The following is a 26,968-nucleotide window of genomic DNA, read 5'->3' as shown; positions in this document are numbered from 1 at the left end:
GCGGCGGGCCCGGCCGTAAGCCTGGGCTTACGGCGCTTGTGCCCGCGGAGGGTGAGGAACCACGCTGGTCGCGCAGTCGCACACGGCCGGGTGATCCCCGAAGCCGTTTCTTCCCGTAAGGGCCTGTCCCCCTCCAGGAGCCCCCATGCGTAAGAGACTTGTGTCCCTCACGGCCGCCGCGGCCGTCGTCGGAGCCCTCCTTCTTCCCGGTACGGCGGCCCATGCCTCGTCCGCGCCGGGCATCCCGGCCGTGTCCGTGCTCGCCCATGGCACGAAGGCCGGCACGGCCGTCGTCAGTGGGTACGACCGGCCGGGCAGCCGGCTGAGCGTCGACTCCGGACGCACCCGGAGCGCGCACTGGCTGCAGATCGACTACCAGGTCCAGGAGACCGGTTACTGGTGCGGTCCGGCAGCCACCCGCATCGCCCTCTCCGCCCGCACCGCCCCGCCGGCCCAGGGGGAACTCGCCCGGCAGCTCGGCACCACCGAGGCGGGCACCGACCACATCGGCCAGGTGACCGGCGTACTCAACGCGAACCTCGGCGGCGGCTGGTACGAGACCAAGGAAATGCCGAACGACCCGCCCACCCAGGCGCAGCGGGACCTGCTCTGGTCCGACATCGTGTTCGACATCGACCGCAACTACCCGTTGGTGGCCAACATCGTCGCGCCGCCGGGCAATCAGCCGCCCGGGTACCCCTCGGACCAGACGATCTACCACTACTTCACCGTCTTCGGCTACGACGAGGTGGACCGCACCGTCCTCATAGCCGACCCCGCCTCGTTCGGCGGCAACCAGATCTACTGGATCTCCTTCGACCAGCTCGCCACGCTGATCCCTCCGAAGGGGTACTCCGCCTGACTCCCGGCCGAGGACTCTCCCGCACCCGGTGTTCCGGTGCCCCTGCGTCCGGTGAGCGTGATCTCCCCATAACTTCCACTCCAGGAGAACAAGTTGAGTCATCACAGTCCCCACAGCCCCACCCGCAGAAGTGTCATCAGGGCCATCGGCGGAATCACCGCGGCGACGGCCCTGGGCGCGGGCGGGGTCCTGGCGTCGGCCTCCGCGGCCAGTGCGGCGGGCGACGGCTTCGGGCTGCGGATCGTGGACCACAACGAGAACGATCCCCGCATGTGGTACTACCGCTTCGCGACCGACGCGATCGGCTGGGATCCCGGAGTCAACGTCCTGCTTCCCGACGGGTATCACACCGGTGGGCGCCGCTACCCGGTCCTGTACCTCTTCCACGGCGGCGGTACGGACCAGGACTTCATCACCTTCGACCGTATGGGCATCCGTGCCTGGACCGCCGGAAAGCCGGTCATCGTCGTGATGCCCGACGGCGGCCACGCGGGCTGGTACTCCAACCCGGTGAGCTCCAACGTCGGCCCCCGGAACTGGGAGACGTTCCATATCGCGCAGTTGCTCCCGTGGATCGACGCCAACTTCCGCACCTATGCCGAGTACGACGGCCGCGCGGTCTCCGGATTCTCGATGGGCGGCTTCGGCGCGCTGAAGTACGCGGCCAAGTACTACGGTCACTTCGCCTCGGTGAGCGCCCACTCCGGGCCCGCCAGCCTGCGCCGTGACGCGGGTCTCGTCACGCACTGGGCCAATGTCTCCTCCGCGGCCGTGGAACTGGGCGGCGGCACGGTCTACGGCGCGCCGCTGTGGGACGAGGCCAGGGTCAGCGCCGACAACCCCGTGCAGCGCATCGAGAGCTACCGGAACAAGCGGGTCTTCCTGGTCGCGGGCACCAGCCCCGATCCGGTCAACTGGTTCGACCGGATCAACGAGACGCAGGTGCTCGCAGGGCAGCGGGAGTTCCGGGGCGGACTCGGCGCTGCCGGTATCCCGCACGAGTGGCACGAGGTCCCCGGTGGGCACGTCGTCCGCCCCGATCTGTTCCAGCGGGACCTGGACGGCATCGTCGCCCGGCTCCGCAAGGCCTAGGAAAGCCGCTCGCGCTCGTCGGTGACGGGCGCGGGCGGCCCCGGCCTCAGCCCGCGTCCGGCAGGTTGAAGAGCCGCTGCGCCCGGCGCACGTTCTCCTGCCGCAGCGCGGTCGCCCATGGCCAGAGGTCATCGGCTTCGAGCCACGGACAGACCATGCGGTGGGCGATCCGGCACCGCGCGCCCGGGACCGGCTCCGCGTCCCAGGTGTTCCAGGCGACGCCGTCCGTGGTGATGAGCCACCGCCGCCGGGGCGGCACGGTGTGGGAGGGGACGGTGATGCCGGGTTCCAGCAGCACCCACGCCCGCGGATGGAGGGTGGGGTAGCGGTCCTGCGGGAGTTCGCACAGCGGGCAGTCGGGCGGTGCCGGCGGAGAGGGAGCGGTGGCTCCCTCGCGTACGGACTGCGGAGCGTCGTCGGGGTGGTACGGGGCGGGCGCGGCGTTCTCGGTGTACCCCATGGTCTTCAGGGTCCGGACCGCGTGGGGGTTTTGGTAGGACGCGATCCGGCCGTGACACAGGGGACGGAAGTCGACCGGAGTGACGCCACACGCCACATGAGGCGTGTACCTGCGCAGCGGTAGCGAACTCCTTGGCCGGTTCCGTACTGGTACTCGCCGGATCGGCCGGTGAGGAGACGGAAATTCCCGTCCGCCGGACAGCCGGACAGCCGGACAGCCGGACACCACCGGGCCGGGGAGGGCGTGGCGCCCGGTGCTTGCCCTTGACGTACGGGTGAGGGTTTACCGTCCAGGTCCCTCCGGGCCGGACGGCCGGAGGAAAGACGGCAGCCGAGGAGACCGCCATGCCCGCCGACCAGCCGATCCTGCCCGCCCAGCCCCCCGCCACCGATACCCCGCACGACTCCGGCTCCCCGCAGGACCGCCCCGCGCCCCATGCCTCCGCCGCCTCACCGGTCGCCCGTACGTCGAGGGAGGTGCGGCTCGTCTCCGTTCCCGAGGGGCTGCCCCGCCCCGAGCACTTCCGGGTCGCGGAGGCGGCGATCCCGCGGCTGGGCGCGGGTGAAGTGCTGGTGCGGAACCGGTACTTCCAGGTCTTCCCGGCACTTCGCACGGTCATCGCCGGGGGTGTGGAGGGCGCCCCCTTCCCCGGTATCCGGCCCGGTGACGCGCTGTTCGGGGCGGCGGTCGGAGAGGTGGTGGCCACGGGCGCGGGAGAGGGGAACGGGCAGGAGGAACCCGGCGGCGACGGTGCGACGGCGGGGGTCCCCCGGATCGGCGCATGGGTGTCGCACTGGCTGGGCTGGAGGGAGTACGCCGTGGTCCCGGCCGGCGGATACACCCTGCTCGGTGACGAACTGCCCGACCCGGCGGCTCATCTCTCCGAAGGACCCCTCGCGTACGCGGCACTCACGCAGGGCGCCGGACTCCGTTCCGGCGAAACGGTGTTCGTGTCCGGTGGGGCCGGTGCGGTCGGCTCGATGGCGGGACAGCTCGCCGGGCTCCTGGGCGCGGGCCGGGTCATCGGAAGCACCGGTTCGGCGGAGAAGGCGCACCGGATGACGGAGAGCCTCGGCTACGACGCGGTCGTCCTGCGGGAGCCCGGTGCCTCGTTCGCCGACCGGCTGGCCGAGGCGGCGCCCGACGGCATCGACGTGTTCATCGACCTGGTCGGGGGCGAACAGCTCCGGGCCGCCGTCACGGTGGCCCGGCCGGGTGCGCGGTTCGTCCTGGTCGGCGCGCTGTCCGGGCAGTTGGCCGAAGGGAGCAGGGGTGACTCGGCCCCGGCCGAGATCGACTTCTTCGAGGTCATCGTCAAGCGGATCACGATGCGGGGCTTCGGCGGACTCGACCTCCAGGAAACCCGCTCGCAGTGGGACCGTGAATTCGGCCGGTGGCTGCGCTCGGGGAGGATCACCTTCCCCCATGTACGCGTCCAGGGCATGGAAAACGCCGCACGGGCGTTGCACGAGGTGATCGGTGGCCGCCACTTCGGGATGGTGGTCGTCGAGCTGTAGACGTGTGTCTGCACGTACACGTACGCCGGGCGCGTGTGGACGGCCGGTGTCGTCGATACAGTCGGGGGTGGCGGATGCGGATCGGTGACGCGGCGGCAGCGGCGGGGACCACGCCGAGGGCGCTCCGGTTCTACGAGGAACGGGGGCTGCTCCCGCCGCCGCCGCGCACCGCCACGGGCCAGCGCGAGTACGGCACGCGCGACATCGCCAGGATCGCAGTCGTCCGCGAACTGCTGGCCCTCGGGCTGACGGTCGAGGACGTACGCGGCTGTGCCGGCCATCTCGAAACGCTGCTGGACGCCCCCCTGCCGCAGCGGTGCAGCGTTCCCGCGGACGTGGGGGAGGGCGGCGGGAGCGCGGGAGTCGCGGCGCGACGGCTCGCCGCCATCGACGCGGAGATCGCCCGGCTGACGCTGCTGCGTGAGCGGCTGGCGGCCCGAGTCGTCGTGCGTTCCGAGGACGTCCCGGACCGGGAGAATTCCGTTGGTGGCGCCCTGACCGCCCCGCCTAGTATCCGGTCGTGACGACACCTCCGGACGAACAGATCCTGGACGCTCTCCACCGGGCCGACGCCGCCCGGCTGGCCCGTCTCCTCGGAGCGGGAGGCTGCGGGCCCGACATCCTCGGACGCCTCGTCCGGCACGAGAACGCCCGGGTGCGGTATCTGGGGCTCACGCTGCTCGCGGAGCGGGTGACGGCCTCCCCGCACGGCGCGGCGGATCCCGGAGCGGTCGAACGGGACGGCCTGGTGGCGCTGTTGCCCCGGGTCCTGTCCGGTTCTCCGGAGGAGTCGCTCGTCCTGGCCGGACTGTGCGCCCACCTCGGGCCGCGGCTGCCCCGGGACCGCCGGCCGGACTGGCGGAGCGCGGGTCTGCCGGTGCGGGCGCGGGTCGCCTGGCTCCGGGCCGAGGTTCTCACCGACCCCGCCGTCATCCGCGACGGCACCCCCGGAGAGCTGCTCTACCAGGCCGTGCGCGGCAGCGACCTCATGGCCGCCCACAGGCCCGCGCACCTCGTGGCCGAGCTGGTCAGCAGCCGGGACCCGGTGCTCCAGGCGGAGGCCCTGCGGCTGGCCCGGCAGGGGCTGCACACCGGACTGCTCGCTCCCGCGACCGTACGCGCCCGGCTGGTCCAGCTGCTCGACGCGGCCGATGCCGGGGTCGCGGCGGGCGCACTGAACGAACTCGCCGAGCCCTGGGCGGCGATGCTGCCGCTGGAGCGGTCGCTCCTGGCTCCGTCGCTCACCGCTGATGCCGCCACCGGAAGGCCCGAGGCCGCGGCGGCCGCGCTCACCACCGCGGCCCGGCACGGGCACGGCGGCCTCCTGCGACAGGTGGCCGAGGACCCGGATCAGCCACCCGTCCTGCGCCGACGTGCCCTGGAACTCCTGGGCGCGTGCGCGCAACGCGAGGACATCAGCGGGCTCCTGGAGGTGGCCGCGCGGGATCCCCTGCTGCTCGCCGGACCGCTGCTCATCTGTCTGCGCGGGCTGCACCGGCGCGGGCACTTCCCCACGGAACGGGATGTCCGGCCCCTCGTCGCCCTGGCCCTCACCGACCATTCGATCCCGGCGCGTGAGGTCGCCACCGTCCTCTACACCTGCCGCCGGGCGATGTACGAGGCCCTGGCCGACGCGCCGGACGGAGACCCGGACTGGCCCCGCCGGCTCGACCTCCTCGTCGCCCTGGCCGGTCAGGGGGCACCGGAGCTGCCGATCGGGGAGACCATCACCGGACGGCTCCCGGCGGCTCCCGCGCCCGGACCGTTTCTCGACGCCATTCGTACGCTGCGCCACGCGGAGGCCGAGGAGGCGGTGATCGCGCTCCTGCCCACCGCGCCCCTGGCGGCTCTCGGCGTACTGGAGGCCATCGGCGGCAGCCGTACGGTCCGGGTGCTCGCCGAAGGCCTGGGCCTGCGCCCCGTCGGGGGAGGCGGCGACGGCGAGGTCACCGTCACGCCTGGGGAGGCGGGCACCATCGCGGCGCCGCTGCGGGGCGTCCGGCACCGGGCCCTGGAGATCCTGTGGCATCTGAGCGAGGAACCGGAGGACCGCGAGCGCATCCTCGTACGGCTCGACCCCACCGACCTGCCCGGCCGCATCGCGGCCGACCTGGGCGGGCCCGACGAGGCGGAACTGGCACTCCTGCGCTCCCGGCCCGCCCCGGACGAGCCCGTGGCGGCACTGTGCCGGCTGGCGGACCACGGCGGCGCGGGAACCGGAACCCTGCCCGTCATCGCCGACCTGCTCCTGCGCGTGGTGCGCGACCTCGCCTCACCCCCGGCCGAGGGCTCCGGCCCGTCCGGCCCGGACGCGGCCCGTCCGCCCGGCGAACCCGAGGTGCCGCAGGAGGTCCTGGACGCGGTGCAGGCCCTGGGGCGCCGCCTCCACCGGCGGCAGCGCATCCGGCCCGTCTGTCTGCTCGACGCGGTGGACGAGCGGGCGGCGGGCCACGGTCTCGTCGCCACGATGGCACTGGACCTGCTGGACCGCCCCGCGCTCTCCGGCGCTGAGCAGGCGGTTCTGCTGAGATCGCTGCTCCGGGTGCCGGACGTGGTGAATGTCCGGCCGCGGGTGCACCCCTTGCTGCGCAGCCGGGACCCGGACGTACGCAAACACGTGATCGCGCTGCTGGCACGCGATGCCCAGGGGGACGACGCACAGGCTCTGTCGGCGACGCTGACCGTGCTGACCGGGTCCGGGGACATCCGTACCGTCCGCCAGGCGCTGCTGGCCCTCGGGCACGCACGGGCGCGCTGGGCGGACGTCCCGGTCGCCGCCTGTCTCGACCACCCGAACATGAACATCAAGAAGACCGCCGCCTCCGTCCTGGTCCGCGCGGGCGGGCCGGCGGCCGTGCCCCGGCTGCTCCACCGGCTGGGCAGGCACGACAACCCGGGCCTGCGTACCGCACTCGTGGAGGCGCTGCGCACGATCCTGGGGGACGCCTACGCGGCCACCCTGCTGGCCGCCGCCGAACAGTGCGAGGACCGGCGCGCCCGCGGGCTCCTGCTGGCGGGCCTCGACGGCGCACTGACCGGGCGAGCGGTCCTGGCCCTGGACGCCCAGGTGTCGGCGGTCGTTCCGGCGTTGCTCGCCCTGGTGGCCTCGGGCGGTGTCCGTCTGGCATCGGGATCCGCCGGGGAACTGGCGGAGCCCATGTCGAGGCACGGCGTCACGCCCCCTGCCGCGCGCACCCCCGGGGACCCCGCCGCGCGCGCTTCCGGGCCGGGCGACGGAGCCGACTTCGAGGTCGCCGTCCTGCTGACCGGGGGGTGGAACGCCTCGGCCGCCCTCCGTATCGCGGCGCGGCCCGAACCACTGGACGCGCACCGCCCGGAGGAGCTGCGGAAGCTGCGGCCCCTGCTGGAGGACTGGCTCGGGCTGACCGCCCGCGCGCGTTCCGCCGACGCCCGGCTGCGGCTGCTGCGCTGTGTGCTCCGGCTCTGCCCCGCCCCGTGGACATCCGGCGAAGTGGCCGCGTTCGCCCGGTTCGGCGGGGTGCTGATCACCGTGCTCGACGAGGTCGCGGGCGGGAGGTCGGGGACGGCGGCGGGGGAGTTCGCCGCGGAACTCATGGCCCCTCTGGCCGCCGTGGCGCCGCGGCTGTCGGATGCCGAGCGGTTCGCCGTCGTGGAGTCGGTACGCGCGCTGCCCGCCGGAGCGGGGGGCGGCACGGCCGTTCTGGGCCTGCTCCGGCAGTGCGGCGCGGTGCTGGTCCGGGCCGATCTGGACCGGGCGCTCGCCGCCGCCCACCTCGGAGCCGACCCCTGGCGGGCCGGGCCCGCGGTGCTGCGTGAGGCATTCGGTGTGCCGGAGCGTGCCGTTGCCCCCGCCGGCCGGGCCGACTCCGTCGAACTGTCCGCCTGGCAGGCCGCGTTGAGCGCCGCCGTACGCACGCCCCGGGACTTCGAGGAGTTTCGCCGCGCCGCCCTCCCCGCTCCGGACTCCAGGGATTGCCTCGACGCGCTGATCGTCGCCCACCCGGACGCCGACCCCGAGGTGCGCGACCGCCTCGTCGACTGGATGCAGCGGCTTCAGCCCCTCGACGCACCGGCATGGACGATCGCCGAGAAGGCCGGGATCGCCGGGACGGCCGGGATCGCACGGACAGCCGGGAATGCAGGGACGGCCGGGAACGCCGGGACGGGGCGGGCAGCGGTGGGCCCGGGGGCGGCCACGCCTCCGGCCGCCGCCAGGTCCGTACACTCCGACGATCTCGACCAGCCGCGCTCGGCCGCCCTGCGCGCCCGGTTGCTGACCATGCTGGACGGCCCCGATCCGGACCGGCGCAACGCCGCGGCGAAGGCCCTGCGGGCCTGGCCCGAGCCCGGGACCGCCCGCGCCGTGCTCCGCGCCTTCCTGCGCGGCCGGGTGGACGAAGAGACCGGCGGAGCCGGCCTCGCCCGCACATTCGCCACGGTCGGCGAGGCGGAGCTGCGCGGCGACGGGGTCCGCCCGGACCGGGTGCTCCGCATGGCCGGGTGGCTGGACCCCTGGGATCTGCCACCGCTCGTCCCGCTGGTGGTGGAGTGGTGGGAGAGCGGGCCGCCCGGCCTCCGCACGGAGGCCCGGAACGTACTGGGCAGAGTCCCCGGCGACGTACTGGCGCAGCTCCTCGGCGCGCGCGTCGACGCGGGATCCCCGGGCGTCCTGGAACTGCTGTCCGGACAGCCGCTGCTGCGTACCCCCGCCCTGGTACGGGCCCGGCGAAACCTGCGCAGCGACGGACGCGACGCCCTGGCAGACCGGCTCCTGCTCGTCGAAGGGCCCCTGCGCGGGCCCGAAGCCGCGGGGGAGGACGCCGCCGCGCTCGAAGCCCTGCGCTCCGCGGCCCCGGCGGCGACGGAAGGAGCCGGGGCCGCTCCCACTCCGCGGGAACTGCTCGGCCGGGCCCGCGGCGGTACCCCCGAGGAGATACGCCGGGCCCTCACACTGCTCGCCGAGCGGTACGGCCGACGGCCGGTGGGCGAGGGGCGGCCGGGGCCGTACGACGCCCGGGAGCAGGAGCTGAGCGGCCTGATCGACGACTTGCTGCGCCACCCGAAGGCCGGTGTGCGTCTGCACGCCCACCGGACCTCGCGCGCTCTCCTGGACCGTTCCACCCACGCGCGGCAGACGATGTTGCTGCTCGACGACCCCCAGCCCGATGTGGTGCGCATGGCCGTCCGGACACTCGCCCACGCGGGCTGGGAACCGGCGGTCCCCGCGCTGACCGGACTGCTGGGCCACGCGCAGCCCACCGTCCGCAGCGCGGCCGTCGAGGCCCTGACACGCTTCGGGGCCGCGGCCGTCCCCGCGCTCCGGCGGGCCGCCGCCCACGCACGCCCCGACCGGCGCTCCCGCTACACGGACGTCCTGGCACGGCTCATGAGCGCCGACGACGCGTAGACGCTCCGTGCGATCCACCGCCCCGCGCGCCGCGCCCCTCCACCGCCATGTCCCTCCGCGTCCGGGTGAGCGCTTCAGCCGTCATGCCCCCGCGCGGCGGCAGCGACCTGGTGCAGCGTCCGCCCGGTGCGCGCCGACCGGGCGTGGTACGGGTCGGGCGAGCCGGGCCTGTCGCGCACGGCCAGCCGGTCGTTGGCCTTGATCAGGAGCCATGCCTCCTGGCCCGCCGCGTCCGGTTCGTCGCCCAACCGGAACCGGGTGAGGGCGAACTCGCCGTGCAGTTTGGCGCCGTACAGCCAGAACGTGGCGTGACCGAGGGCCAGCGACTCCTCGAACGGTACGGAGGTGCCCTCCCGGTCGTGGCTGAGCGGGCGGTACGTGCCCTGGTCCCACACGATCACGGTGCCGCTGCCGGACTCGCCCTGCGGGATGACCCCTTCGAACTCGCGGTACTCCAGCGGGTGGTCCTCCGTCGGAACGGCCAGCCGCCGGTCGCTCGGGTTCTCCGACGGGCCCCGGGGAACCGCCCACGACTTCAGCACGCCGCCGACCTCCAGCCGGAAGTCGAAGTGCATGCGCCGTGCGTCGTGGATCTGCACCACGAAGCGGGGCCGAAGTGTGCCGTCGCCGTCCACGCCGTGCTCCCTCCGCCCGCGCCGCCCCTTCCTTCCACTGTGCCGCCGCGGGCCGTGGACCGCACGACGGACGGGGCCGAGGAGGCGCCGGGTTCAGACGCACATGCCAGGGGCGTACTCCGTTCCCGTTCCGGTCTGGACCAGGCCATTGACGCTCCTTCGAGCGCTCCCTTACAACAAGTAGTGAAAAGTACGCCCGAGGTGATCCCTCAGATCGTTCACCTCTCGGCGTGTGTCTGTCATGCGCATACCCCCACACCAAAGTGATGTGATGACTGTGCACCTCTCGCGCCATACCGTGCGGCACACCTCCGGGCGCCGCCGCACCACGCTGTACGCGCTCTCCCTGCTCTGTGTCTCCGCGCTGGTGACGGCCCTGCCCGCCGGAGCCGCACCCGGACCCGCGGGTCACCCAGCCGCCCCCCACCCGGCTGCGGCGCCTTCGGCGGTCACCTTCTCCGACGACTTCGACGGCCCGGCCGGGTCCGCCGTGGACGGCGGCAGGTGGCAGATCGAGACCGGGGACAACGTCAACAACCACGAGCGGCAGTTCTACACCGCGGGCAACAGCAACGCCGCGCTCGACGGTCAGGGCAATCTCGTCATCACGGCCCGCAAGGAGAATCCCGCCGACTACCAGTGCTGGTACGGCACCTGCCAGTACACCTCGGCCCGGCTCAACACCTCCGGCAGGTTCACCACGGCGTACGGCCATGTCGAGGCCAGGATGAAGGTGCCGCGCGGTCAGGGCATGTGGCCCGCGTTCTGGATGCTCGGCGACGACATCGGCAGTGTCGGCTGGCCCAACAGCGGTGAGATCGACGTCATGGAGAACGTCGGCTTCGAACCGGGCACGGTCCACGGCACCCTGCATGGCCCCGGCTACTCCGGCTCGGGCGGCATCGGCGCCGGCTACACCCTCCCGGGCGGGGCCGCCTTCGCCGACGACTTCCACACCTTCGCCGTCGACTGGGCCCCGGACTCCGTGACCTGGTCCGTCGACGGCACGGTGTACCAGCGGCGCACGCCGGCCGACCTCGGCGGAAAGCAGTGGGTGTTCAACAAACCGTTCTTCCTGATCCTCAATCTCGCGGTCGGCGGCTACTGGCCCGGCGACCCCGACGGGAACACCACGTTCCCGCAGCGACTCGTCGTCGACTACGTCCGGGTCACCACCGGCTGAGTCACGTTCGGGCGGCCGGCAGGCCGGTCCCTGCCGCCGCCCGAACGGCGTCCCCGGTGTTCCCGGTGTTCCCGGTGTTCCCGGTGTTCCCGGTGTTCCCGGTGTTCCCGGTGTTCCCGGTGTGAGCGTTGCCGGAGGGCCGGCTCGGGGCGCGGTGTCCCCCGATTTGATAGGCAAGTGAACGTTTGCCTATTCTGGGGTCGTGGCCGACGACATATTCAAAGCCCTGGCCGACCCCACCCGCCGCACCATCCTGGACGAGCTCGCGGAGAAGTCCGGGCAGACGCTGTTCGAGATCTGTGCGCGCCTGAGCATGAAGCACCAGCTCGGGATATCGCGCCAGGGCGTCTCCCAGCACCTCGCCGTACTGGAGGCCGCCGGTCTCGTCGGGACCAGGCGGGAGGGCCGCTGCAAGTTCCATGACCTGAACACTGCCCCGCTGCGGCAGATCGCCGAGCGTTGGCCCGTGCCCGACACACCCGGACCGGAGAAGAGCACCCCATGAAGATCCACCTGACCAGCGTCTTCGTCGACGATCAGGCCGAGGCCCTGCGCTTCTACACCGAGATCCTCGGCTTCGTGAAGAAGCACGACGTCCCGCTGGGGGAGAAGGACCGGTGGCTGACCGTCGTCTCGCCCGAGGAGCCCGGCGGTACCGAGCTTCTGCTGGAGCCCGCCGGCCACCCGGCGGCCAGGACCTACCGCGACGCACTCGTCGAGGACGGCATCCCGCTCGCCCAGTTCGCCGTCGACGACGTGCGGGCGGAGTACGAGCGGCTGAGCGGCCTCGGTGTCCGCTTCACCCAGGAGCCCCTGGAGATGGGCCCCGTCACCACCGCCGTCCTCGACGACACCTGCGGCAACCTGATCCAGATCGCGACACAGCCGCAGTAGGCGTCCGGCCGTACGCCCTACGGCGCGGCGGGCCCGGCGGTGCGCGCCGGACTTCAGTCCTCCCAGTCCTCCTCGTCCCCGTCGTGCCCGTTCTTCCGTTCGCCCTGCTTCTGCCCGTGGCCCTGGCCCTGCTGCCCGGCGCCCTGTTGCTGCCCGCCGTCCTGTTGCTCTCCGCCGTCCCCGGCCGACGCGTCCTGCGGGGCCTGGCTCTGCGGGGCCTGGCTCTGCTGGTTCTGCGCCGGACCACTCCCGCTGGAGCCGTCGCCGTCCGCGTCGCCCTGTGCCGGTGCGTCGGTGCCCGCGGTCGGGGCCGTGCCGGAACCGGGCCCGGAGTCAGGTGTGCCGGCCGAACTGGAGTCCGGTGAGAACAGGATCATCCCCAGGTACACCGCGGCCAGGAACGTCGCCGTTCCCGCGATGGCGCTCGCCACCCGGGGACGCCGCTTGATCGCCTCACGCGCGCTGCGCCGACGAGCGGGAGCGGCTCTGTTGGAGGTGCTGCGTCTCCTGCCCGTGGGCTGCGGGAGCCGGTACGTCGCGGGGCCCGCGGGAGCGGCCGGCGCCGCGGCCGGAGCCGCCTGCGGCGGCGCGGCCGGGGCGGGCCGGGAGGTCGGCGGGGCGAGCGGTGTCTGCATCGGCAGGGGCTCGGGGTGGCCGCGCCAGGCATCGGTGCGGAACCAGTCGGAGACCTGCTGGGCGCTCGGCCGGTCCTCGGGCTGCTTCGCGAGCAGCCCCAGCAGGAACGAGTCGAACGCGGCGGAGATGTCCACGCCCCGCTGTCTGAGCGGCACCGGCGCCGTGTCGACGTGCTGGTAGAGCGTCGCGGTCGCGGTGTCGGAGCGGAACGGCGGCTGCCCCAGGAGGAGTTGGTAGATGACGCAGCCGAGGGAGTACATGTCGGAGGCGGAGTCGGCCGTGCGGCCCAGCGCGCGCTCCGGCGCCAAGTAGAGGCTGGTTCCCACGATGTGACCGGCCGTCGTCAACGCGGTGGAGGGATCGTCGACGAACTGGGCTATCCCGAAGTCGCCGATCTTCACCGACCCTTCCGCGTCCAGCATCAGGTTGCCGGGCTTGATGTCCCGGTGGACGATGCCCTGGCGGTGTGCGGCGGCCAGCCCCGCCGCCGCCTGACCCGCGATCAGGGCCACCTGCTCGGGGTGGACGGTCTCCTGTGCGGCGAGCACGTCGCTCAGGCTCCGGCCCTCGACGAGCTCCATCACCAGATAGAAGCGGTCCTCCCACGCGCCGAAGTCGAACACGGCGACCAGGTGAGGGTGGCTCAGCCGGGCGGCGGTCTGCGCCTCCATGCGGAAGCGAGCCGTCGACGAGGCGTCCGCGTGGTCTCCCAGCAGCAGCTTCACGGCCACGGCCCGGCCCAGCACCTCGTCCGTGGCACGCCATACCTCGCCCATGCCGCCACGACCGATGGGGGATACCAACCGGTACCGACCAGCTACCAGCACCTGTGCACCAATCTCGAATTGTGGCCCGCTCCGACTGCCGTGGGACCCGCCCCTCTTCGCACTCTTCGGGAGCGGGACAGGGGTGGGGCGCGCGACCCGGTCAGGATATCGGTCTGTAGGACCGCGAATGCCCCGGCGGTCGCTCCGGCCGTCCCCAGGCGTGGCCGGAGGATGACGGATCGGCAGATCGTGGACGGCACGGCCCCGGTCCCGGGCGGCGCCCAGGGCCGCGACCTCCGGTCAGCCGGCGGTCGAGGCCGCCCGGCCCACGGCTTCCACCAGCGGCAGCACCCGGTGCGCCACCCGCTCGCGCAGCGCCACATCGGTCCGTGTCCGGACCACTCCGGGGAGCTGGATCAGCTGCTGGATCACATCCTCCAGGTGCCCGTTGTCCCGGGCCACGACCCGGGTCAGCAGATCCCCGCCCCCGGTGGTGGAGAACGCTTCGATGATCTCGGGGACGGCGGCGAGCGCGTCACCCACATCGTCCAGATGCCCCTGGGTGACCTCCAGATGGACGAAGGCCAGGACCGGGTGGCCGAGCGCCGCCGGGGAGAGGGCCGGGCCGGTGCCCGTGATCACCCCGTCCCGTTCCAGCCGGTCGAGCCGTGCCTGCAGAGTGCCGCGGGCCACCCCGAGGACGCGCGCGTACTCGCGCACGCTGGTGCGTGGCTGCTCGATGAGCAGCCGCAGGATGCGGGTGTCGAGGGCGTCCACTGCCATGGTCCGTTGGCTTCTTCCTGGTTGATCGATACCGGCCCCGACTGTACCAATGGCCCAGTGCTAACCGGTCGATTTGGGCCACTGTCCCGACAAGTGCTTTCCTTTGCCGATAGATGGCGCCGCGCAGCGCCGGACGGCGACGAAGCCGCTTCCGGTTCCGCGGCGCCTTTGCCATGCACAAGAGGGTGTTCACCAGCCGGAGGGGGCGGTCCGACCGTCGTGAAGAGGATGTTCGTGGCCCCGGATCCGGGGCTTGTGCGACTGCGGGTCTCCCTGCGCGCCGTGCTCGGCATCGGCCTGGCCGTGGCCGCGGCCGAACTGGCCGGCCTGTCCCTCACCGCCTCCATCACCGGAGGACTCGCCGCACTTCTGGCGCTGTTCACGGTCGGTGACCCCACCGTCCGCGGGCAGGCGGTCACCACCCTGCTGCTGCCCGTGGCCGGCTTCCCGGTCCTCGCCCTGGCGAGCACCCTGCACGGGCAGCCCCTGCTGCGGGCCGTCTGCTGGCTGGCCGTCGTCTTCGCCGGGGTGTACGCACGCCGCTGGGGCCCACGCGGCCACGCGCTGGGCGTCTTCGGCTTCATGATGTTCTTCAGCACCCAGTTCCTGCACGCCGTCCCGGGCCAGCTGCCCGAGCTGTACGGAGCGGTGGCGCTGGCCGTCGCGGCCTCCTGCGCGGTCCGGTTCGGCCTCTGGTGCGTCGAGCGCCGCACCCCGCCGCCCGCCCAGCCCGCGCCTCTCACCGGGCGCGGCCTCGCCAGGCCCACCACCCGGCAGGCCCTCCAGGCCACCGCGGCCTGCGGGATCGCGCTCGTGGTGGGGCTGCTGCTCTCCCCGGACCGCTGGTACTGGGCGGTCGGCACCGCCTGGTGGATCTTCGTCAACACCGCCTCGCGCGGCGAGACGCTGGTCCGGGGCTTCCGCCGGGTCATCGGCACCGTCGCGGGCATCGGCGTCGGGCTGCTCGTCGCCGTACCCCTGCACGGGGCACCCGCGCCCACCGCCGCCCTCGTCGCCGTCTGCGTCTTCGGGATCTTCTACACGGCGGCCCCCTCGTACAGCTGGATGACCTTCTTCGTCACCGTCATGGCCGGCCTGCTCTACGGACTCCTCGGTGTCCTGGACCCCGCGCTGCTGTGGCTCCGCTTCGAGGAGACCGCCGCCGGGGCCCTCGGCGCGGCCCTCGGGGTCGCGCTGATCCTGCCCGTCACCACGCATGCCACCACCGAGGCCTGGATACAGCGGGCCCTGAACTGCGTGCACCGCTGCACCGGCGCGGCGGCGCTGCGGCTGGCCGGTGACCAGCACTCCGACCCGGCACCGCTCGCCGCCGAACTGGAACTGCTGCTGGGCCGGGCCAGGCTCTCCCTCGCCCCGCTCGTCCACCCCCTCAGCCCCCTGCGCGCCCGCAAGACGCGCGCCCGCCAGGTTCTGGACCTGCTCGACTCGTGCGCCCGCGAGGTGCGCGGCCTCGCCTCCGTGGCCGCCGACCCGGACGCCTCCCACGACGCGCGCCTCACCGCCGCCTGCCACCGGGTGGAGGCCGCCGTGCTGGCCCTGGCGCCGCCCGGACAGCCCCGTACGGACAAGTCGGCCGTACCGCTCCAGGCGCCGCACCACCACCCGGGGGCCGAGGCCGCGCTCGTCCATCTGCATGCGCTGGAGCGCGCGCTGGCGGAGCTCGCCGCGCCGCTGCGCAGCTCACCCAGGGCGCCGCTCGTCTCCGCCTGACCCTGCCCTCTGCCTCTGCCTTCTGCCCCTTGCCCCTGCCCCTGATCCGGCTCTGACCGGGAGCGAGCCGGGTACGGAAGCGGTGGCGTGCGCCGCGGAGCCCGCGCCCCCTGGTTCGGTCCCTGATTGGTCCAGACCGGGGCGGGGTGCTGCCTGCTACCGTCGGCCGTGAAGATCGCGACGAACGGTGAAAAGGGGTAGCGCGATGGGCGGCGACAGCGCCGGGCGGGCATTCATAGGGTCGTTCACCTCGAACGGCGGGCCGGGCATCACCGCCGTCGCCGTGGACCGCGACACCGGCGCACTGAGCGTCCTCGGGTCCACGGACGCCGTGCCGGACCCCTCGTTCCTCGCCGTCGGGCTGGGCCCGGGTCCGGGCGGCAGCACCCTGTACGCGGTCGGTGAGACGGCCCGGGGCACGGCCGCCGCCCTGGACATCAGCGGCGACGTACCGCGGCTTCTCGGCGGGATCCGGGCGGTGAACGGTGAGGCTCCCACCCACCTCGCGCTCGCCGGCGGTCACCTGGTCACCGCCAACTACGGCTCGGGCAGTGTCACCGCCCTGCCGGTACGGGCCGACGGATCGCTCGGGGAGGCGGCTTCCGTACTCCAGCACGAGGGCAGCGGTCCGGACGCCGGCCGTCAGGCGGCCCCGCACGCCCATCAGGTGCTCACCGACCCCTCGGGCGCATGGGTGCTCAGTGTGGACCTCGGCACCGACTCCGTACGCGTCTGCGCCCTGGATCCCGGGACCGGGGCCCTGAGCCTGCGCGGTGAGACGGCGCTGCGGCCGGGCACCGGGCCTCGCCATATGGCCTTCCACCCCGGGGGAGCCCACGCCTATGTGCTCAACGAGCTGGAGCCGACCGTCACGGTGTGCCGCTGGGACGCGGCTGCCGGGGTCCTCGAACCGACCGGTGAGATCGCGGTCCTCCCCGAGGGCCCGTCCTCGGGCGACACGGTGCGTACCTACCCGTCCGAAGTGGTGGTCTCGCACGACGGACGGTTCCTGTGGACCGCCAACCGGGGGCACGACAGCATCTCGGTCGTGACCCTCGACGAGACGGGCGGGAGCGCGGCCCTGGCCGCTACCGTGAGCTGTGGTGGCCGCTGGCCGCGCGACCTCACCCTCGACCCCACGGGACAGTGGCTGTACGCGGCCAACGAGCACTCCGGGGACGTGAGCTGGTTCGGCGTGGACGCGGAGACCGGAGTCCCGCGGTTCGCGGGTTCCATCGAGGCCCCTGCGGCCTCCTGCGTCGTCTTCGCCTGATCCCGCACCCGTATCCCCCGGACCCCGGACCGGGGGATGGCGGACGCGGTACGAGCGGTGGGGCGCGGACCGGTCGTACGGTCCGCGCCCCACCGCTCTCCCCTCGCCCGGAGAAGCCCGGTGAGGGCCGGATCAGTGCGCCTGCGCGCCCTGCGGTGTGGCAGGAGTGATCCCCAGGGTCGTGGCGTACAGCGACAGCACGAGCTTGCCGATCGCCGGGTACGCGCCCAGCGGCTCGGCGACCGCGCAGCCGGCCTCCTTCGCCGCCGCGTCCAGCAGGCCCGCGTCGATCTCGGGGCCCACCAGGTAGGGCGCCAGCGCGAGCTGCGCCGACCCGGAACTCTGCAGCTGCTCGGCGACCGACGCCACCGAACCCTCCACGTCGAGCGCGGCGGCCATCACCGGCACCGCGAGGCGGGCGGCGAGGAGCATTCCGGTGATTCCGGCCGCCCTCACGGCCTCGTCGCCGCCCACCGTGGCCAGCACGATGCCGTCGGCGGCGGTCGCCACGGTGAACAGCCTCGCACGGTCGGCGCGCGCCAGCCCGGCCTCCGACAGCCGTACGTGCAGCGCCTCGGCGAGCAGCGGGTGCGGGCCCAGCACATCGGTCAGCTCGACCGGGGTGCCGCTGTCCATGATCGCCTGCCGTATGCGCCGGATCAGGGCGCTGTCCGGCCCCGCGAGCAGCGGCACCACGACGGCGGGCGGGCCCGAGGGCTCGGCGACCTCGCGGCCCACGGCCCTGGCCTGCTCGTAGCGCGCGACGCGCTCCGCGGCGGCGTGGGTGAGAACGGTGGTCAAGGTGGGGTACTCGGCGTCGTCGCCGTCGAGGTAGCCGATCTGCGCATTGAGACCGGGAAGCTCGGAACGGGCGATGCTGATCACCTCTTCGGCCAGACTGCGCGTGGCCGAGGAGGGGGTACCGGGAACGGCGAGAACGAGCGCGGCAGCGCCCTCGGGCGCGACCACGGGCTCCGGGCGGCGGTGCCGTCCGGACTGGCGAGGTCGCGGCATTCGTACAGGCAGGCCGGAAGCGGGCCCAGTGGGGGTGCTCATGGCGCCGCATGCTACTGGTTTTGGATGCTCCTCTGTTCGGGGAGGGTCCAGTCAGGCGTTATCTGTCCGCTTATGTCTGATGAGTGATGTACCGGGCAACTGCCCTGCTCTGTCGGTCCGGTTTCGGACAGGGGCGCGCAACCGGGCGTGGGTGTGCGCGGGGGCGTCAGGGGCGCTCCGGCGCGGGTGGGGACTCCCGTACGGGCGACGGCGCGGACGCCGGTACGCACAACAGCGTCGGATGGAGCGGCAGTCGCAGCCCGCCTTCCGCCAGCGCCCGCGCGATCCCCAGCGCACCGTCCAGCGGATCACCCGACGCGGGGACCACGACAGCCTGCGGCACCTGCCGGGCCAGTTCCTCGCGCAGTGGTACGAGAAGGGCCTCGCCCATCCGGAACAGGCCCCCGGTCAGGGCCACTTCGCAGCCGGGCCCGTCGTCGGTGCCTCCGCCGGAAGCCGCCCCGGGGCACACCGCTGCCGCCGCCTCGGCGATATGGCCGGCGGCCCGGCGCAGAATGTCCGCGGCGACCGGGTCGTCACCGGCGCACGCCGCCACCTCGGGGGCGAACGACGCGAGCAGCGCGGGGCGGTCGGTCCGCGGGTAGAGCAGGCCCGGCAGTCCCGCCGCGGGACCGAACACGGCGATGAGCCGGGCGAGCAGCGCGGCGGATCCCCCGCGTCGTCCGTCATGGGCGCGCATCGCCGCGTCGAGACCGGCTCGGCCGATCCACGCGCCGCCGCCGGTGTCACCCAGAAGATGTCCCCAGCCATCGGCCCTGCGCCATGTCGTCAGGTCCGTGCCGAGCGCGATCAGGCCCGTTCCGCCGGCGACGACCGCTCCCGGCCGCTGGCCCACCGCGCCCGCGTACGCGGTCACCGCGTCGGCCGCCAGGGCCAGCCGGCGCACGCCCAGTGCCTCCGCGAGCGCCGCGGGCAGCTCGGCACGCAGCTGATCGCCGAGCGTCGCCATCCCGGCGGCCCCGACGGCCACGGCGGCGATCCGCTCCCGGGTCCCCTCCGGGCCCGGCCCGGAGCCCTGTGCGGCCTCCGGCCGCTCCAGCAGCGTCCGTACGGCGGGCAGCAGTTGTTCCAGCAGATGGGCGGCGTCGATGCCCGCCGGCCCCGTCCGCACCGGCTCGGCGCAGACGAGGGTTGCGAGCGGGCTCGGTGAGCCGGGCGTCCCGAGCGCCACGCGCAGCCCGGACCCGCCCGAGTCCACACCGATCACGTACGGGCCGACGGCCGGCACTCCCGAAGTCCGGGACCCCGTTGCCGTATCCACGCCGCGGGCCGCGCCGCGCGACGGCGCGTCCGTCACGGCAGCCGCCAGTCGACCGGTTGCGCGCCCTGGCGCTCCAGCAGTTCGTTGACCCGGCTGAAGGGGCGTGAGCCGAAGAACCCGCGGTCCGCCGACATGGGGGAGGGGTGCGAGGACTCGATGGCCGGGAAATTGCCCAACTGGGGCCGCAGATTGCGGGCGTCACGCCCCCACAGGACCGACACCAGCGGCGTGCCACGTGCCACCAGCGCCCGGATGGCCTGCTCGGTGACCTCTTCCCAGCCCTTGCCGCGATGTGCGGCGGGCCGTCGTGGCGCCGTCGTCAACGCCCTGTTGAGCAACAGCACCCCCTGTTCCGTCCAGGGTGTGAGATCGCCGTTGGACGGCCGGGGGAGGCCCAGGTCCGTGTGCAGCTCCCGGAAGATGTTCTCCAGGCTGCCGGGCAACGGCCGGACATCGGGTGCCACGGCGAAACTCAACCCGATCGCATGACCCGGGGTCGGATAGGGGTCCTGACCGACGACGAGGACCCGCACCTCGTCGAACGGCTGCTGGAACGCCCGCAGTACATGGGCCCCGGCGGGCAGGTAGGTGCGCCCCGCGGCGATCTCGGTGCGGAGGAAGTCGCCCATCGCGGCGATGCGGTCGGCCACGGGTCCGAGGGCCTGCGCCCACCCCGGCTCTACGATTTCTTTCAACGGTCGTGCTGCCACGAGCCGCACTCTACTGGTGATACGACCACTCCGATCAACTGCCGGTCAGGCGAGCACCACCGCCCGTACGCACAGCACATCGGGCAGATGGGACGCGAGCTGCCGCCAGCTGTCCCCGTCGTCCGCGCTCGCGTACAACTCGCCGTTGCGATTGCCGAAGTAGACCCCGGCGGGATCCGCGTCGTCCGTGCAGAGCGCGTCGCGCAGCACCGTGCCGTAGTGCGCCCCCGCGGGCAGGCCCGTCGACAGGGGTTCCCAGGTCCGTCCCGCGTCGCTCGTGCGGAAGACCCGGCAGCGGTGCTCGGCGGGGACGCGGTCGGCGTCGGCGTTGATCGGGAAGATGTACGCCGTCTCGCCGCGGTGCGGGTGCGCGGCGGCGGCGAAACCGAAGTCGGACGGCAGTCCCCCGCCGATGTCGGTCCAGTGGTCCCCGGAGTCGTCGCTGCGGAACACGCCCCAGTGGTTCTGGAGGTAGAGCCGGTCGGGATCGGCCGCGTCCCGGGTGACCTTGTGGACGCACTGGCCGAACTCCGGGTCCGGGTCGGGCAGGAAGACCGCCGAGACGCCCTTGTTGGACGGAGCCCAGCTCTCCCCGCCGTCCTTGGTCCGGAACACCCCGGCGGTGGAGACCGCGACGGTCACCGCCCGCGGGTCCCGCGGGTCGGTCAGAATGGTGTGCAGGCCCTCGCCGCCACCGCCGGGCACCCACTTCGAGCGGGTGGGGTGCTCCCACAGCGGACGGACGAGCTCGAAGCTCTCGCCGCGGTCCTCGGAACGGAACAGCGCCGCCGGCTCGGTCCCCGCGTAGACCACGCCGGGAGCCTCGGGGCCGGCCGGCTGCAACTGCCACACCCGCTCCAGCGATGCCCCGGTGAACGTGGGGAACTTGACCGCGGGCCGCCGGGGCTCGACCCAGCCGGCGCCGAGGTCGTCGGAGTGGAACACGGACGGGCCCCAGTGCGAACTGTCGCCGCCGACCAGGATCCGGGGAGCCGGTCCGCGGGTGTCGACGCCCACCGAGTAGATCGCCTGGGCGCGGAAGTGCGGATCGCCGAACTCCCAGGTCCCGCCGCGCCTGCGGCCGATGAAGAGTCCCTTGCGGGTGCCTACCGTGAGCAGTACCTCGGTCATGACCACGACCTCCCGAAACGCCGTTGTGCCGGATACCGGACAGTTTGCACCCGACCGCGGACAGCGGCTCGCGCGGAGCGGTCCGTGCGGACCGGCGCGGCGAGGGCGGTGACGCCCGGAGAGGGGCGACGGGCCGGGGCGGTGGCGGGGCGGTGACGGGACCGGGGGTGGCCGGCCCTTGACCCGTGTCCGGCGGTCGACCTAGCGTGCAGCTGCCGATGGAAAGCGCTTGCCCACGCGGTCGCGGCGGCCGGGCGCCCGAACCCCAGGAGTACCCGCAGTGACCTTCGAAGGACTGCCCGGCGCCGTCGCCGTCTCGCATCTGAGCGTCTACGACTGGCCCACCGAGGACGGCTTGCGCGGTGGCACCCCGCACATCCATCTCACCTGCTCGGAGGGGTACGTGGTGGTCGGAGGCAGGGGCTCCGTGCAGACGCTCACCGCCTCCGGGTTCCGGCGGACGCCGCTGGAGCCCGGAGCCCTCGTCTGGTTCACCCCCGGTACCGTCCACCGGCTCGTCAACGAGGACGGTCTGCGCATCGTCGTCCTGATGCAGAACAGCGGGCTTCCCGAAGCCGGTGACGCCGTGCTCACCCTGCCGCCGCGCTTCCTCGCCGACCCGGACCTCTACCGCGCGGCCGTCACGCTCCCCGCGGACGGCACCGAGGCGGAGCAGGAGCGGGCCGCCCGCACGCGCCGCGACCTCGCCGTCGAGGGCTTCCTCGCGCTGCGCGGCGCGGCCGAGGCGGGCGACCCCGAGCCGCTGGCCGCGTTCCACCGTGCCGCCGCCGCGCTCGTACGTCCCCGGGTCGACGACTGGCGCGAGCGCTGGCGGCGGGGGGCCGCCGCCGCGTCCGAGGCGACCGGTGAGCAGCTCGACGCGCTGGCCCGGGGCGGCGGCGGTCATCTCGCCGATGCCTGCCTGTACGCCGAACAGCCCTCCGTGCGCGGCAGGTTCGGTATGTGCGGTCGGCTGGACGTCTACCCGGGCTGACCGCCGGACGGTGGCCCGTGCCGGGCGTGTGCTCCAATTCCGGACAGGAGGCCGGTCCCGGACGGGGCGGTCCGCGGCGAGGCGATGAGGAGCGGGCGGCGATGGGTGTCGAGATCATGGACGAGGGCGGCCGGGAGGCGCCGGTGGAGGTGATCGCCGGTGCGGCCGGCGGCCCGTCGCTGGTCGCCCTCCGGATCGGAACCCCGGCGGGCCGGTCCGACTGGACCTGCACCCCGGAGGCGGCCAGGGCGCTGGCGGCGGCACTCCTGCGGGCGGCCGAGGAGACGGAGGACGCCCGGTCGGCGCGGCCCGTCACGGTCAAGGCGCGTGAACTGCTCCGCGGCGATGTGCGGGACGGTGACCGGGCGATGACGGTGGTGGGCGTCAAGGCCGACGGGGGCGCCGTCCAGGTCACCTGGACATCGGGTGCCGGGCGCACCTGGACCCAGGGCTACGACGCCGATGCCGATATCGCGCTGAGGCGTCGCCGGACGGAGGACCGGTGAAGTACGAGAGCCTTCGTAATTCGATGGGTGTCGTAGTACGATCATTCTCGTACTAGTCGCGGGCTCTGTCACCCGCGCCTCCATTCGGTCCTTCCCGGTGAAACGGAGTCCGGCGTGAGCGCCCTTTTCGAGCCCTGCGTCCTGCGGTCGCTGACCATTCCCAACCGTGTCTGGATGGCGCCCATGTGTCAGTACAGCGCGGCGGCGTCCGGGCCGGAGGCAGGCGTCGCGCACGACTGGCACTTCTCCCACTACGCCGCCCGCGCGGCGGGCGGCACCGGCCTGATCCTGGTGGAGGCCACCGCGGTCAGTGCCGAGGGCCGGATCAGTCCGGCGGACCTCGGCATCTGGAACGACCGGCAGGTGACGGCGCTGCGCCGCATCACCGACTTCCTGGCCGAGCAGGGCACGGTGGCCGGTATCCAGCTCGCCCACGCCGGCCGCAAGGGCTCGACCGACCGCCCGTGGCGCGGCGGCGGTCCGATCGGGGCCGACGCGCCGAGTGGCGAGGGGTGGCAGCCGCTGGGGCCGAGCCCGCTGCCGTTCGACGAGGGCCACCCGGTCCCGGCGGAGCTGACCGTCGGACGGATCCAGGAAGTGGTCTCCGAGTTCGCCGACGCCGCGCGGCGGGCGCTGGCCGCGGGCTTCCGGGTCGTGGAGATCCACGGCGCGCACGGCTATCTGATCGGCGAATTCCTCTCCCCGCACAGCAACCGCCGCACCGACTCCTACGGCGGTTCCTTCGAGAACCGCACCCGCTTCGCCCTGGAGGTCGTGGACGCGGTGCGTGCGGTGTGGCCCGAGGAACTCCCGCTGTTCTTCCGGATCTCCGCCACCGACTGGCTGACCGAGAACGAGGACGACGAACGGGACGGCTGGACCGCCGACGACACCGTCCGCTTCGCCCGCGAGCTGCGGGCGCACGGCGTCGACCTGCTGGACGTCTCGACCGGCGGGCTCGCCCCGAGGGCGCACATTCCGGCGGCCCCCGGTTTCCAGGTGCCGTTCGCCGAGCGGGTACGCACCGAGGCGGGACTGCCCGTCGCCGCGGTCGGCCTGATCACCGAACCGGTCCAGGCCGAGAAGATTCTCGCCGAGGGCCGGGCGGACGCCGTGCTGCTCGGCCGGGAACTGCTCCGCAACCCCTACTTCGCCCGCAGCGCCGCACGCGAACTGGGCGTTGAGGTGTCCGTGCCCCCGCAGTACGGCCGCGCGGCCTGAGGGCGGCGCCGTACGTGCTGTGGAGCGGGCCCGAGACGGCACCCGCCATGTGGGCACCACCCCACCTTGGTGCCTGGTTCACCTGCGGTTTCCAATGTCACGCCACTCTGTGACGAGGGGCCGGCGGCAGCCCCGGGGGCTGCCCGTCATGGATGCGTACGCACATCGATGCGACGATCCCGCCGTGCCGGCCCTTTCCGTACAGAGGAGAGCACGCCGTCATGCGCCAGCCCCTGCCCGAATGGGCCGACCCGAAGGTCCCCGCGGAATCGCTCGACGCCCAAGGGCTCAGCCGCCGGGGGGTACTGCGCCGCGCAGGCCTCTTCAGCGCCGCTTTCGCCGCCGCGTCGCTGGCGTCACCGGCTCAGGCATCGGGCCGGGGCGGAGGTCACGGCGGCGGTCATGGCGGGGGGCACGGGAACGGCCACGGCCACGGCGGCAGTGATCCGGAACTGGCCTACCTGGTCGGTGACCATCACAACCACTCCGTCTACAGCCACGACGCCAAGTACACCTTCTCCCAGCTGGCCACCGCCGGGCGGAGGTTCGGGCTCGACTGGATGGTCTTCACCGAGCACAGCAACATCGGGCACGCCGAGTTCGGCGCACAGCGGGAACACCGCGAGATCCTGAAGGCCCGGGCGCGGAACAAGCGCATGCTGATCTTCCAGGGGCTGGAGTGGTACATCCCCGGTGCCGAACACTGCACCGTCTTCTCCCCGCCCGGCCGGCACGAGGTCGACCTGCTCACCCGCTTCGAGGCCGCGTACGACGGAAAGCTGCTCGGCTACACCGCCGGCGGGCCCACACACCCCGACACGCCCCGCAACGAGGCGCACGCGGTCAAGGCCCTCCAGTGGCTCGCCGAACAGCGCCGTACCGGCTACGTCGACGACGTACTCGTCCTGGCCAACCACCCGATGCGACTGGGCATCGACTCCCCGCACGAACTGCGCGGCTGGCGCGACGCGGCACCCGGAATCATGATCGGGATGGAGGGCGCACCCGGTGCGCAGGCCGGAGCGATCCCCGGCTGGCACCCGCCGGCCAACGTCCGCGGCGAGTACACCAACCAGCCGTCCGCCGACTCCTGGCCGGGCTACCCGCGCGAGGCCTACGTCACCCACGGCGGCTTCGACTGGGCGACGGCGACGGTCGGCGGACTCTGGGACGCGATGCTGGCCGAGGGCAAGCTCTTCACCATCACCTCCAACTCCGATGTCCACCGCGTCGCCCAGGACACCTGGGTCAACGGAGCCTGGCCGCCCGGCGAGACGTTCGACAGCACCGGCCGCCTCCCGGACCCGTACAACACCACCGAGCCGCAGCCCGGCGGCGACTTCTGGCCCGGCCAGTTCAGCCGCACGCATGTGGGCGTCACCCGGTACGGCTACCGCGACGTGATGGCGGGGCTCCGGGCCGGCCGGGTCTGGGTCGACCACGGTCACCTCCTGGACGCCGTCGATGTCCGGCTGCGCGGCGAACACGGCCGTGGCGTCACCCTCGGCGGCCGGCTGCGCGCCCGGCGCGGCGAGAAGCTCACGCTGGACGTCACGGTGACCACGGCATCCCGCCGCAACCCGCACGGCCTGCTCCCGAAGCTCACCCATGTCGACGTCATCCGCGGCGCCGTCACCGGCCCGGCCGCCGACCGCGACGCGTGGCGGGCGCCCGACACCCGGGTCGCCCATACGGCGGACGTCTCCGGGCGCCGTGGAACGTACACACTGCGCATCCCCGTCGGACGCGCCGACGAGCCGTTCTACCTGCGGCTGCGCGGCAGCGACGGAAAGCGCCACGGGACGGGACCGCTCGGCGGGTCCGTCGACCCGCACGGCCCGCTCCCGCACGAGCCCGGACAGGGCAACCCGTGGCTGGACACCTGGTTCTACACCAACCCGGTCTTCGTGGACGTATCCGGGCGATGACCCCGGACAGGGTCCGCCGGTCGGTACGCTGACCGGCAATGTTCACACAAAAGGGCCCCACGTTGCGCGAGCTGGCCGTCCAGGCGCTCTCCTCCACCGAGCGTGGATACGACCTGCTCGCCCCGAAGTTCGACCACACGCCCTACCGGACACCCGGCCGGGTTCTCGACGCCGTCACCCGCGCCGTGCGCCCGCTGGGACCGTTCGACTCCGGGCTCGACGTCTGCTGCGGCACCGGGGCAGGTGTGGGCGTGCTCAGGCAGCTGTGCCGGGAGCGGGTCACCGGGGTCGACTTCAGCGCGGGCATGCTCGCCGAGGCCCGGTCGGCGCTGCCGGACACGGCCGGGGGACCGGTGGTGGACTGGGTACGGGCCGACGCGCGGGCACTGCCCTTCACGCGGTCCTTCGACCTGGCGCTGAGCTTCGGCGCGTTCGGGCACTTCCTGCCGAAGGAGCGCCCCGGGCTGTTCGCCCAGGTGTACGGGTCGCTGAGGCCGGGCGGACGGTTCGTCTTCCCGCTGGGCGCGCCGCCCGCGGTGGGATCCCGGGACTACTGGGCGCTGTTCGGATTCGACGTCGCGATGCGGGTGCGCAACGCGCTCTGGCGCCCGCGATTCATCATGTACTACCGCACGTTCAGGCTCCCCGACGTCCTGGACGACCTGACCCGGACGGGCTTCTCCGTGCGGCTCCTGCCGCTGACGGAGCTGGGAACGCGGGCCGACGGCAGCCCGCGCGCCCGGCTGGTGGTGGCGACCCGGGAATGACGCCGGGGATCCCCCGGGGAACGGCTGCGGGGGCGGCTCCGGGCACTGGCCCGGCGGCGGGGCGGCCTGCGGCAGCCGCGCCGGGGCGGTGATCTGGATGACTCTCGTACCATGGAGTTCCCCGGACGAAGTGGAGTCACCGTGACCCCCG

The 26,968-nt window shown here is 73.5% G+C and carries 23 protein-coding genes; 15 read left to right on the top strand and 8 right to left on the bottom strand.

Annotated features, from left to right (window positions below; translation table 11 throughout):
* The first annotated feature begins 145 nt into the window (after positions 1 to 145).
* Together ABT170_RS24485 and ABT170_RS24480 are read left to right on the top strand one after the other, a co-directional pair.
* Positions 146 to 862 (top strand): C39 family peptidase, encoded by a 717-nt coding sequence (locus ABT170_RS24485; protein ID WP_266928904.1) that lies wholly within the window; start codon positions 146 to 148, stop codon positions 860 to 862.
* 93 nt (positions 863 to 955) lie between these two features.
* Positions 956 to 1,954, top strand: a complete 999-nt coding sequence (locus tag ABT170_RS24480) for an alpha/beta hydrolase (RefSeq protein ID WP_351870750.1) — start codon at positions 956 to 958, stop codon at positions 1,952 to 1,954.
* Between the two features lie 46 nt (positions 1,955 to 2,000).
* Here the strand turns inward: ABT170_RS24480 and ABT170_RS24475 are convergent, their stop codons facing one another.
* On the bottom strand, positions 2,001 to 2,414 hold the full coding sequence (locus ABT170_RS24475) for a DUF6083 domain-containing protein (RefSeq protein ID WP_329943145.1): 414 nt from the start codon (positions 2,412 to 2,414) through the stop codon (positions 2,001 to 2,003).
* 344 nt (positions 2,415 to 2,758) lie between these two features.
* Between ABT170_RS24475 and ABT170_RS24470 the strand changes: the two genes are divergently transcribed.
* The 3 genes from ABT170_RS24470 to ABT170_RS24460 all read left to right on the top strand — a co-directional run bounded on the left by ABT170_RS24470 (position 2,759) and on the right by ABT170_RS24460 (position 9,320).
* Positions 2,759 to 3,931 carry an MDR family NADP-dependent oxidoreductase gene (locus ABT170_RS24470; RefSeq protein ID WP_351870746.1) on the top strand — a complete coding sequence of 391 codons (1,173 nt, stop codon included), beginning with the start codon at positions 2,759 to 2,761 and terminating at the stop codon, positions 3,929 to 3,931.
* 74 nt (positions 3,932 to 4,005) lie between these two features.
* The gene (locus tag ABT170_RS24465) at positions 4,006 to 4,455 is read left to right on the top strand and encodes a MerR family transcriptional regulator (RefSeq protein ID WP_329943147.1); all 450 of its coding nucleotides are present in this window, start codon (positions 4,006 to 4,008) and stop codon (positions 4,453 to 4,455) included.
* A complete protein-coding gene (locus ABT170_RS24460) occupies positions 4,452 to 9,320 on the top strand; it encodes a HEAT repeat domain-containing protein (RefSeq protein WP_351870742.1) in 4,869 nt (1,622 codons plus the stop codon). The genes ABT170_RS24465 and ABT170_RS24460 overlap by 4 nt, the downstream gene beginning before the upstream one ends.
* Before the next feature lie 74 nt (positions 9,321 to 9,394).
* Here the strand turns inward: ABT170_RS24460 and ABT170_RS24455 are convergent, their stop codons facing one another.
* Positions 9,395 to 9,895, bottom strand: coding sequence for a DNA polymerase ligase N-terminal domain-containing protein (locus ABT170_RS24455; RefSeq protein ID WP_443034291.1), 501 nt, complete (start codon positions 9,893 to 9,895; stop codon positions 9,395 to 9,397).
* A 331-nt stretch (positions 9,896 to 10,226) separates the two neighbouring features.
* Between ABT170_RS24455 and ABT170_RS24450 the strand changes: the two genes are divergently transcribed.
* The 3 genes from ABT170_RS24450 (at position 10,227) to ABT170_RS24440 (ending at position 12,032) form a co-directional block, all read left to right on the top strand.
* Entirely contained in the window at positions 10,227 to 11,138 is a 912-nt protein-coding gene (locus ABT170_RS24450) for a glycoside hydrolase family 16 protein (RefSeq protein ID WP_351870739.1), read from the top strand.
* Between the two features lie 202 nt (positions 11,139 to 11,340).
* Positions 11,341 to 11,643, top strand: a complete 303-nt coding sequence (locus tag ABT170_RS24445; protein ID WP_329943151.1) for an ArsR/SmtB family transcription factor — start codon at positions 11,341 to 11,343, stop codon at positions 11,641 to 11,643.
* Positions 11,640 to 12,032, top strand: a complete 393-nt coding sequence (locus ABT170_RS24440) for a VOC family protein (RefSeq protein ID WP_329943152.1) — start codon at positions 11,640 to 11,642, stop codon at positions 12,030 to 12,032. Before ABT170_RS24445 ends, ABT170_RS24440 begins: the two co-directional genes overlap by 4 nt.
* 53 nt (positions 12,033 to 12,085) lie before the next feature.
* Here ABT170_RS24440 and ABT170_RS24435 read toward each other — a convergent pair whose 3' ends face one another.
* Positions 12,086 to 13,444, bottom strand: coding sequence for a serine/threonine-protein kinase (locus ABT170_RS24435; protein ID WP_351870735.1), 1,359 nt, complete (start codon positions 13,442 to 13,444; stop codon positions 12,086 to 12,088).
* A gap of 291 nt (positions 13,445 to 13,735) precedes the next feature.
* Positions 13,736 to 14,218 (bottom strand): Lrp/AsnC family transcriptional regulator, encoded by a 483-nt coding sequence (locus ABT170_RS24430; protein WP_329943154.1) that lies wholly within the window; start codon positions 14,216 to 14,218, stop codon positions 13,736 to 13,738.
* Between the two features lie 228 nt (positions 14,219 to 14,446).
* Here ABT170_RS24430 and ABT170_RS24425 point away from each other — a divergent pair, with 228 nt between their 5' ends.
* Positions 14,447 to 15,949 carry an FUSC family protein gene (locus ABT170_RS24425; RefSeq protein WP_351870935.1) on the top strand — a complete coding sequence of 501 codons (1,503 nt, stop codon included), beginning with the start codon at positions 14,447 to 14,449 and terminating at the stop codon, positions 15,947 to 15,949.
* A 205-nt stretch (positions 15,950 to 16,154) separates the two neighbouring features.
* Positions 16,155 to 17,222 (top strand): lactonase family protein, encoded by a 1,068-nt coding sequence (locus ABT170_RS24420; protein ID WP_351870732.1) that lies wholly within the window; start codon positions 16,155 to 16,157, stop codon positions 17,220 to 17,222.
* Positions 17,223 to 17,354: 132 nt separating this feature from the next.
* Here the strand turns inward: ABT170_RS24420 and ABT170_RS24415 are convergent, their stop codons facing one another.
* The 4 genes from ABT170_RS24415 to ABT170_RS24400 all read right to left on the bottom strand — a co-directional run bounded on the left by ABT170_RS24415 (position 17,355) and on the right by ABT170_RS24400 (position 21,401).
* The gene (locus ABT170_RS24415; RefSeq protein WP_329943156.1) at positions 17,355 to 18,278 is read right to left on the bottom strand and encodes a sirohydrochlorin chelatase; all 924 of its coding nucleotides are present in this window, start codon (positions 18,276 to 18,278) and stop codon (positions 17,355 to 17,357) included.
* Positions 18,279 to 18,444: 166 nt separating this feature from the next.
* Complete coding sequence (locus tag ABT170_RS24410; protein ID WP_329943157.1) at positions 18,445 to 19,527, bottom strand: N-acetylglucosamine kinase; 1,083 nt, start codon at positions 19,525 to 19,527, stop codon at positions 18,445 to 18,447.
* Positions 19,528 to 19,592: 65 nt separating this feature from the next.
* A complete protein-coding gene (locus ABT170_RS24405; protein ID WP_329943158.1) occupies positions 19,593 to 20,270 on the bottom strand; it encodes a uracil-DNA glycosylase in 678 nt (225 codons plus the stop codon).
* A 45-nt stretch (positions 20,271 to 20,315) separates the two neighbouring features.
* Positions 20,316 to 21,401, bottom strand: a complete 1,086-nt coding sequence (locus ABT170_RS24400; protein WP_329943159.1) for a WD40/YVTN/BNR-like repeat-containing protein — start codon at positions 21,399 to 21,401, stop codon at positions 20,316 to 20,318.
* A 280-nt stretch (positions 21,402 to 21,681) separates the two neighbouring features.
* Between ABT170_RS24400 and ABT170_RS24395 the strand changes: the two genes are divergently transcribed.
* The 5 genes from ABT170_RS24395 (at position 21,682) to ABT170_RS24375 (ending at position 26,817) form a co-directional block, all read left to right on the top strand.
* The gene (locus ABT170_RS24395) at positions 21,682 to 22,395 is read left to right on the top strand and encodes a cupin domain-containing protein (protein ID WP_351870727.1); all 714 of its coding nucleotides are present in this window, start codon (positions 21,682 to 21,684) and stop codon (positions 22,393 to 22,395) included.
* A 101-nt stretch (positions 22,396 to 22,496) separates the two neighbouring features.
* Complete coding sequence (locus ABT170_RS24390) at positions 22,497 to 22,901, top strand: hypothetical protein (RefSeq protein WP_351870724.1); 405 nt, start codon at positions 22,497 to 22,499, stop codon at positions 22,899 to 22,901.
* A gap of 114 nt (positions 22,902 to 23,015) precedes the next feature.
* A complete protein-coding gene (locus ABT170_RS24385) occupies positions 23,016 to 24,122 on the top strand; it encodes an NADH:flavin oxidoreductase/NADH oxidase (protein WP_351870721.1) in 1,107 nt (368 codons plus the stop codon).
* A 221-nt stretch (positions 24,123 to 24,343) separates the two neighbouring features.
* On the top strand, positions 24,344 to 26,050 hold the full coding sequence (locus ABT170_RS24380; protein ID WP_329943163.1) for a PHP domain-containing protein: 1,707 nt from the start codon (positions 24,344 to 24,346) through the stop codon (positions 26,048 to 26,050).
* A gap of 38 nt (positions 26,051 to 26,088) precedes the next feature.
* The gene (locus ABT170_RS24375; protein WP_329943164.1) at positions 26,089 to 26,817 is read left to right on the top strand and encodes a class I SAM-dependent methyltransferase; all 729 of its coding nucleotides are present in this window, start codon (positions 26,089 to 26,091) and stop codon (positions 26,815 to 26,817) included.
* The last annotated feature ends 151 nt before the right edge of the window (positions 26,818 to 26,968 follow it).

It is taken from the genome of Streptomyces sp. NPDC001787 (assembly GCF_040297465.1).
Taxonomy (GTDB): Bacteria; Actinomycetota; Actinomycetes; order Streptomycetales; family Streptomycetaceae; genus Streptomyces.
This window is presented reverse-complemented; position numbering and strand designations above follow the sequence as displayed.

Coding starts and splice junctions, on each gene's coding strand:
- ABT170_RS24485 (WP_266928904.1), top strand. CDS start 146: ATGCGTAAGAGACTTGTGTCCCTCACGGCCGCCGCGGCCGTCGTCGGA.
- ABT170_RS24475 (WP_329943145.1), bottom strand. CDS start 2,414: ATGGGGTACACCGAGAACGCCGCGCCCGCCCCGTACCACCCCGACGAC.
- ABT170_RS24470 (WP_351870746.1), top strand. CDS start 2,759: ATGCCCGCCGACCAGCCGATCCTGCCCGCCCAGCCCCCCGCCACCGAT.
- ABT170_RS24465 (WP_329943147.1), top strand. CDS start 4,006: ATGCGGATCGGTGACGCGGCGGCAGCGGCGGGGACCACGCCGAGGGCG.
- ABT170_RS24455 (WP_443034291.1), bottom strand. CDS start 9,895: ATGCACTTCGACTTCCGGCTGGAGGTCGGCGGCGTGCTGAAGTCGTGG.
- ABT170_RS24450 (WP_351870739.1), top strand. CDS start 10,227: ATGACTGTGCACCTCTCGCGCCATACCGTGCGGCACACCTCCGGGCGC.
- ABT170_RS24440 (WP_329943152.1), top strand. CDS start 11,640: ATGAAGATCCACCTGACCAGCGTCTTCGTCGACGATCAGGCCGAGGCC.
- ABT170_RS24435 (WP_351870735.1), bottom strand. CDS start 13,444: ATGGGCGAGGTATGGCGTGCCACGGACGAGGTGCTGGGCCGGGCCGTG.
- ABT170_RS24430 (WP_329943154.1), bottom strand. CDS start 14,218: ATGGCAGTGGACGCCCTCGACACCCGCATCCTGCGGCTGCTCATCGAG.
- ABT170_RS24425 (WP_351870935.1), top strand. CDS start 14,447: ATGTTCGTGGCCCCGGATCCGGGGCTTGTGCGACTGCGGGTCTCCCTG.
- ABT170_RS24420 (WP_351870732.1), top strand. CDS start 16,155: ATGGGCGGCGACAGCGCCGGGCGGGCATTCATAGGGTCGTTCACCTCG.
- ABT170_RS24415 (WP_329943156.1), bottom strand. CDS start 18,278: ATGAGCACCCCCACTGGGCCCGCTTCCGGCCTGCCTGTACGAATGCCG.
- ABT170_RS24400 (WP_329943159.1), bottom strand. CDS start 21,401: ATGACCGAGGTACTGCTCACGGTAGGCACCCGCAAGGGACTCTTCATC.
- ABT170_RS24390 (WP_351870724.1), top strand. CDS start 22,497: ATGGGTGTCGAGATCATGGACGAGGGCGGCCGGGAGGCGCCGGTGGAG.
- ABT170_RS24380 (WP_329943163.1), top strand. CDS start 24,344: ATGCGCCAGCCCCTGCCCGAATGGGCCGACCCGAAGGTCCCCGCGGAA.
- ABT170_RS24375 (WP_329943164.1), top strand. CDS start 26,089: ATGTTCACACAAAAGGGCCCCACGTTGCGCGAGCTGGCCGTCCAGGCG.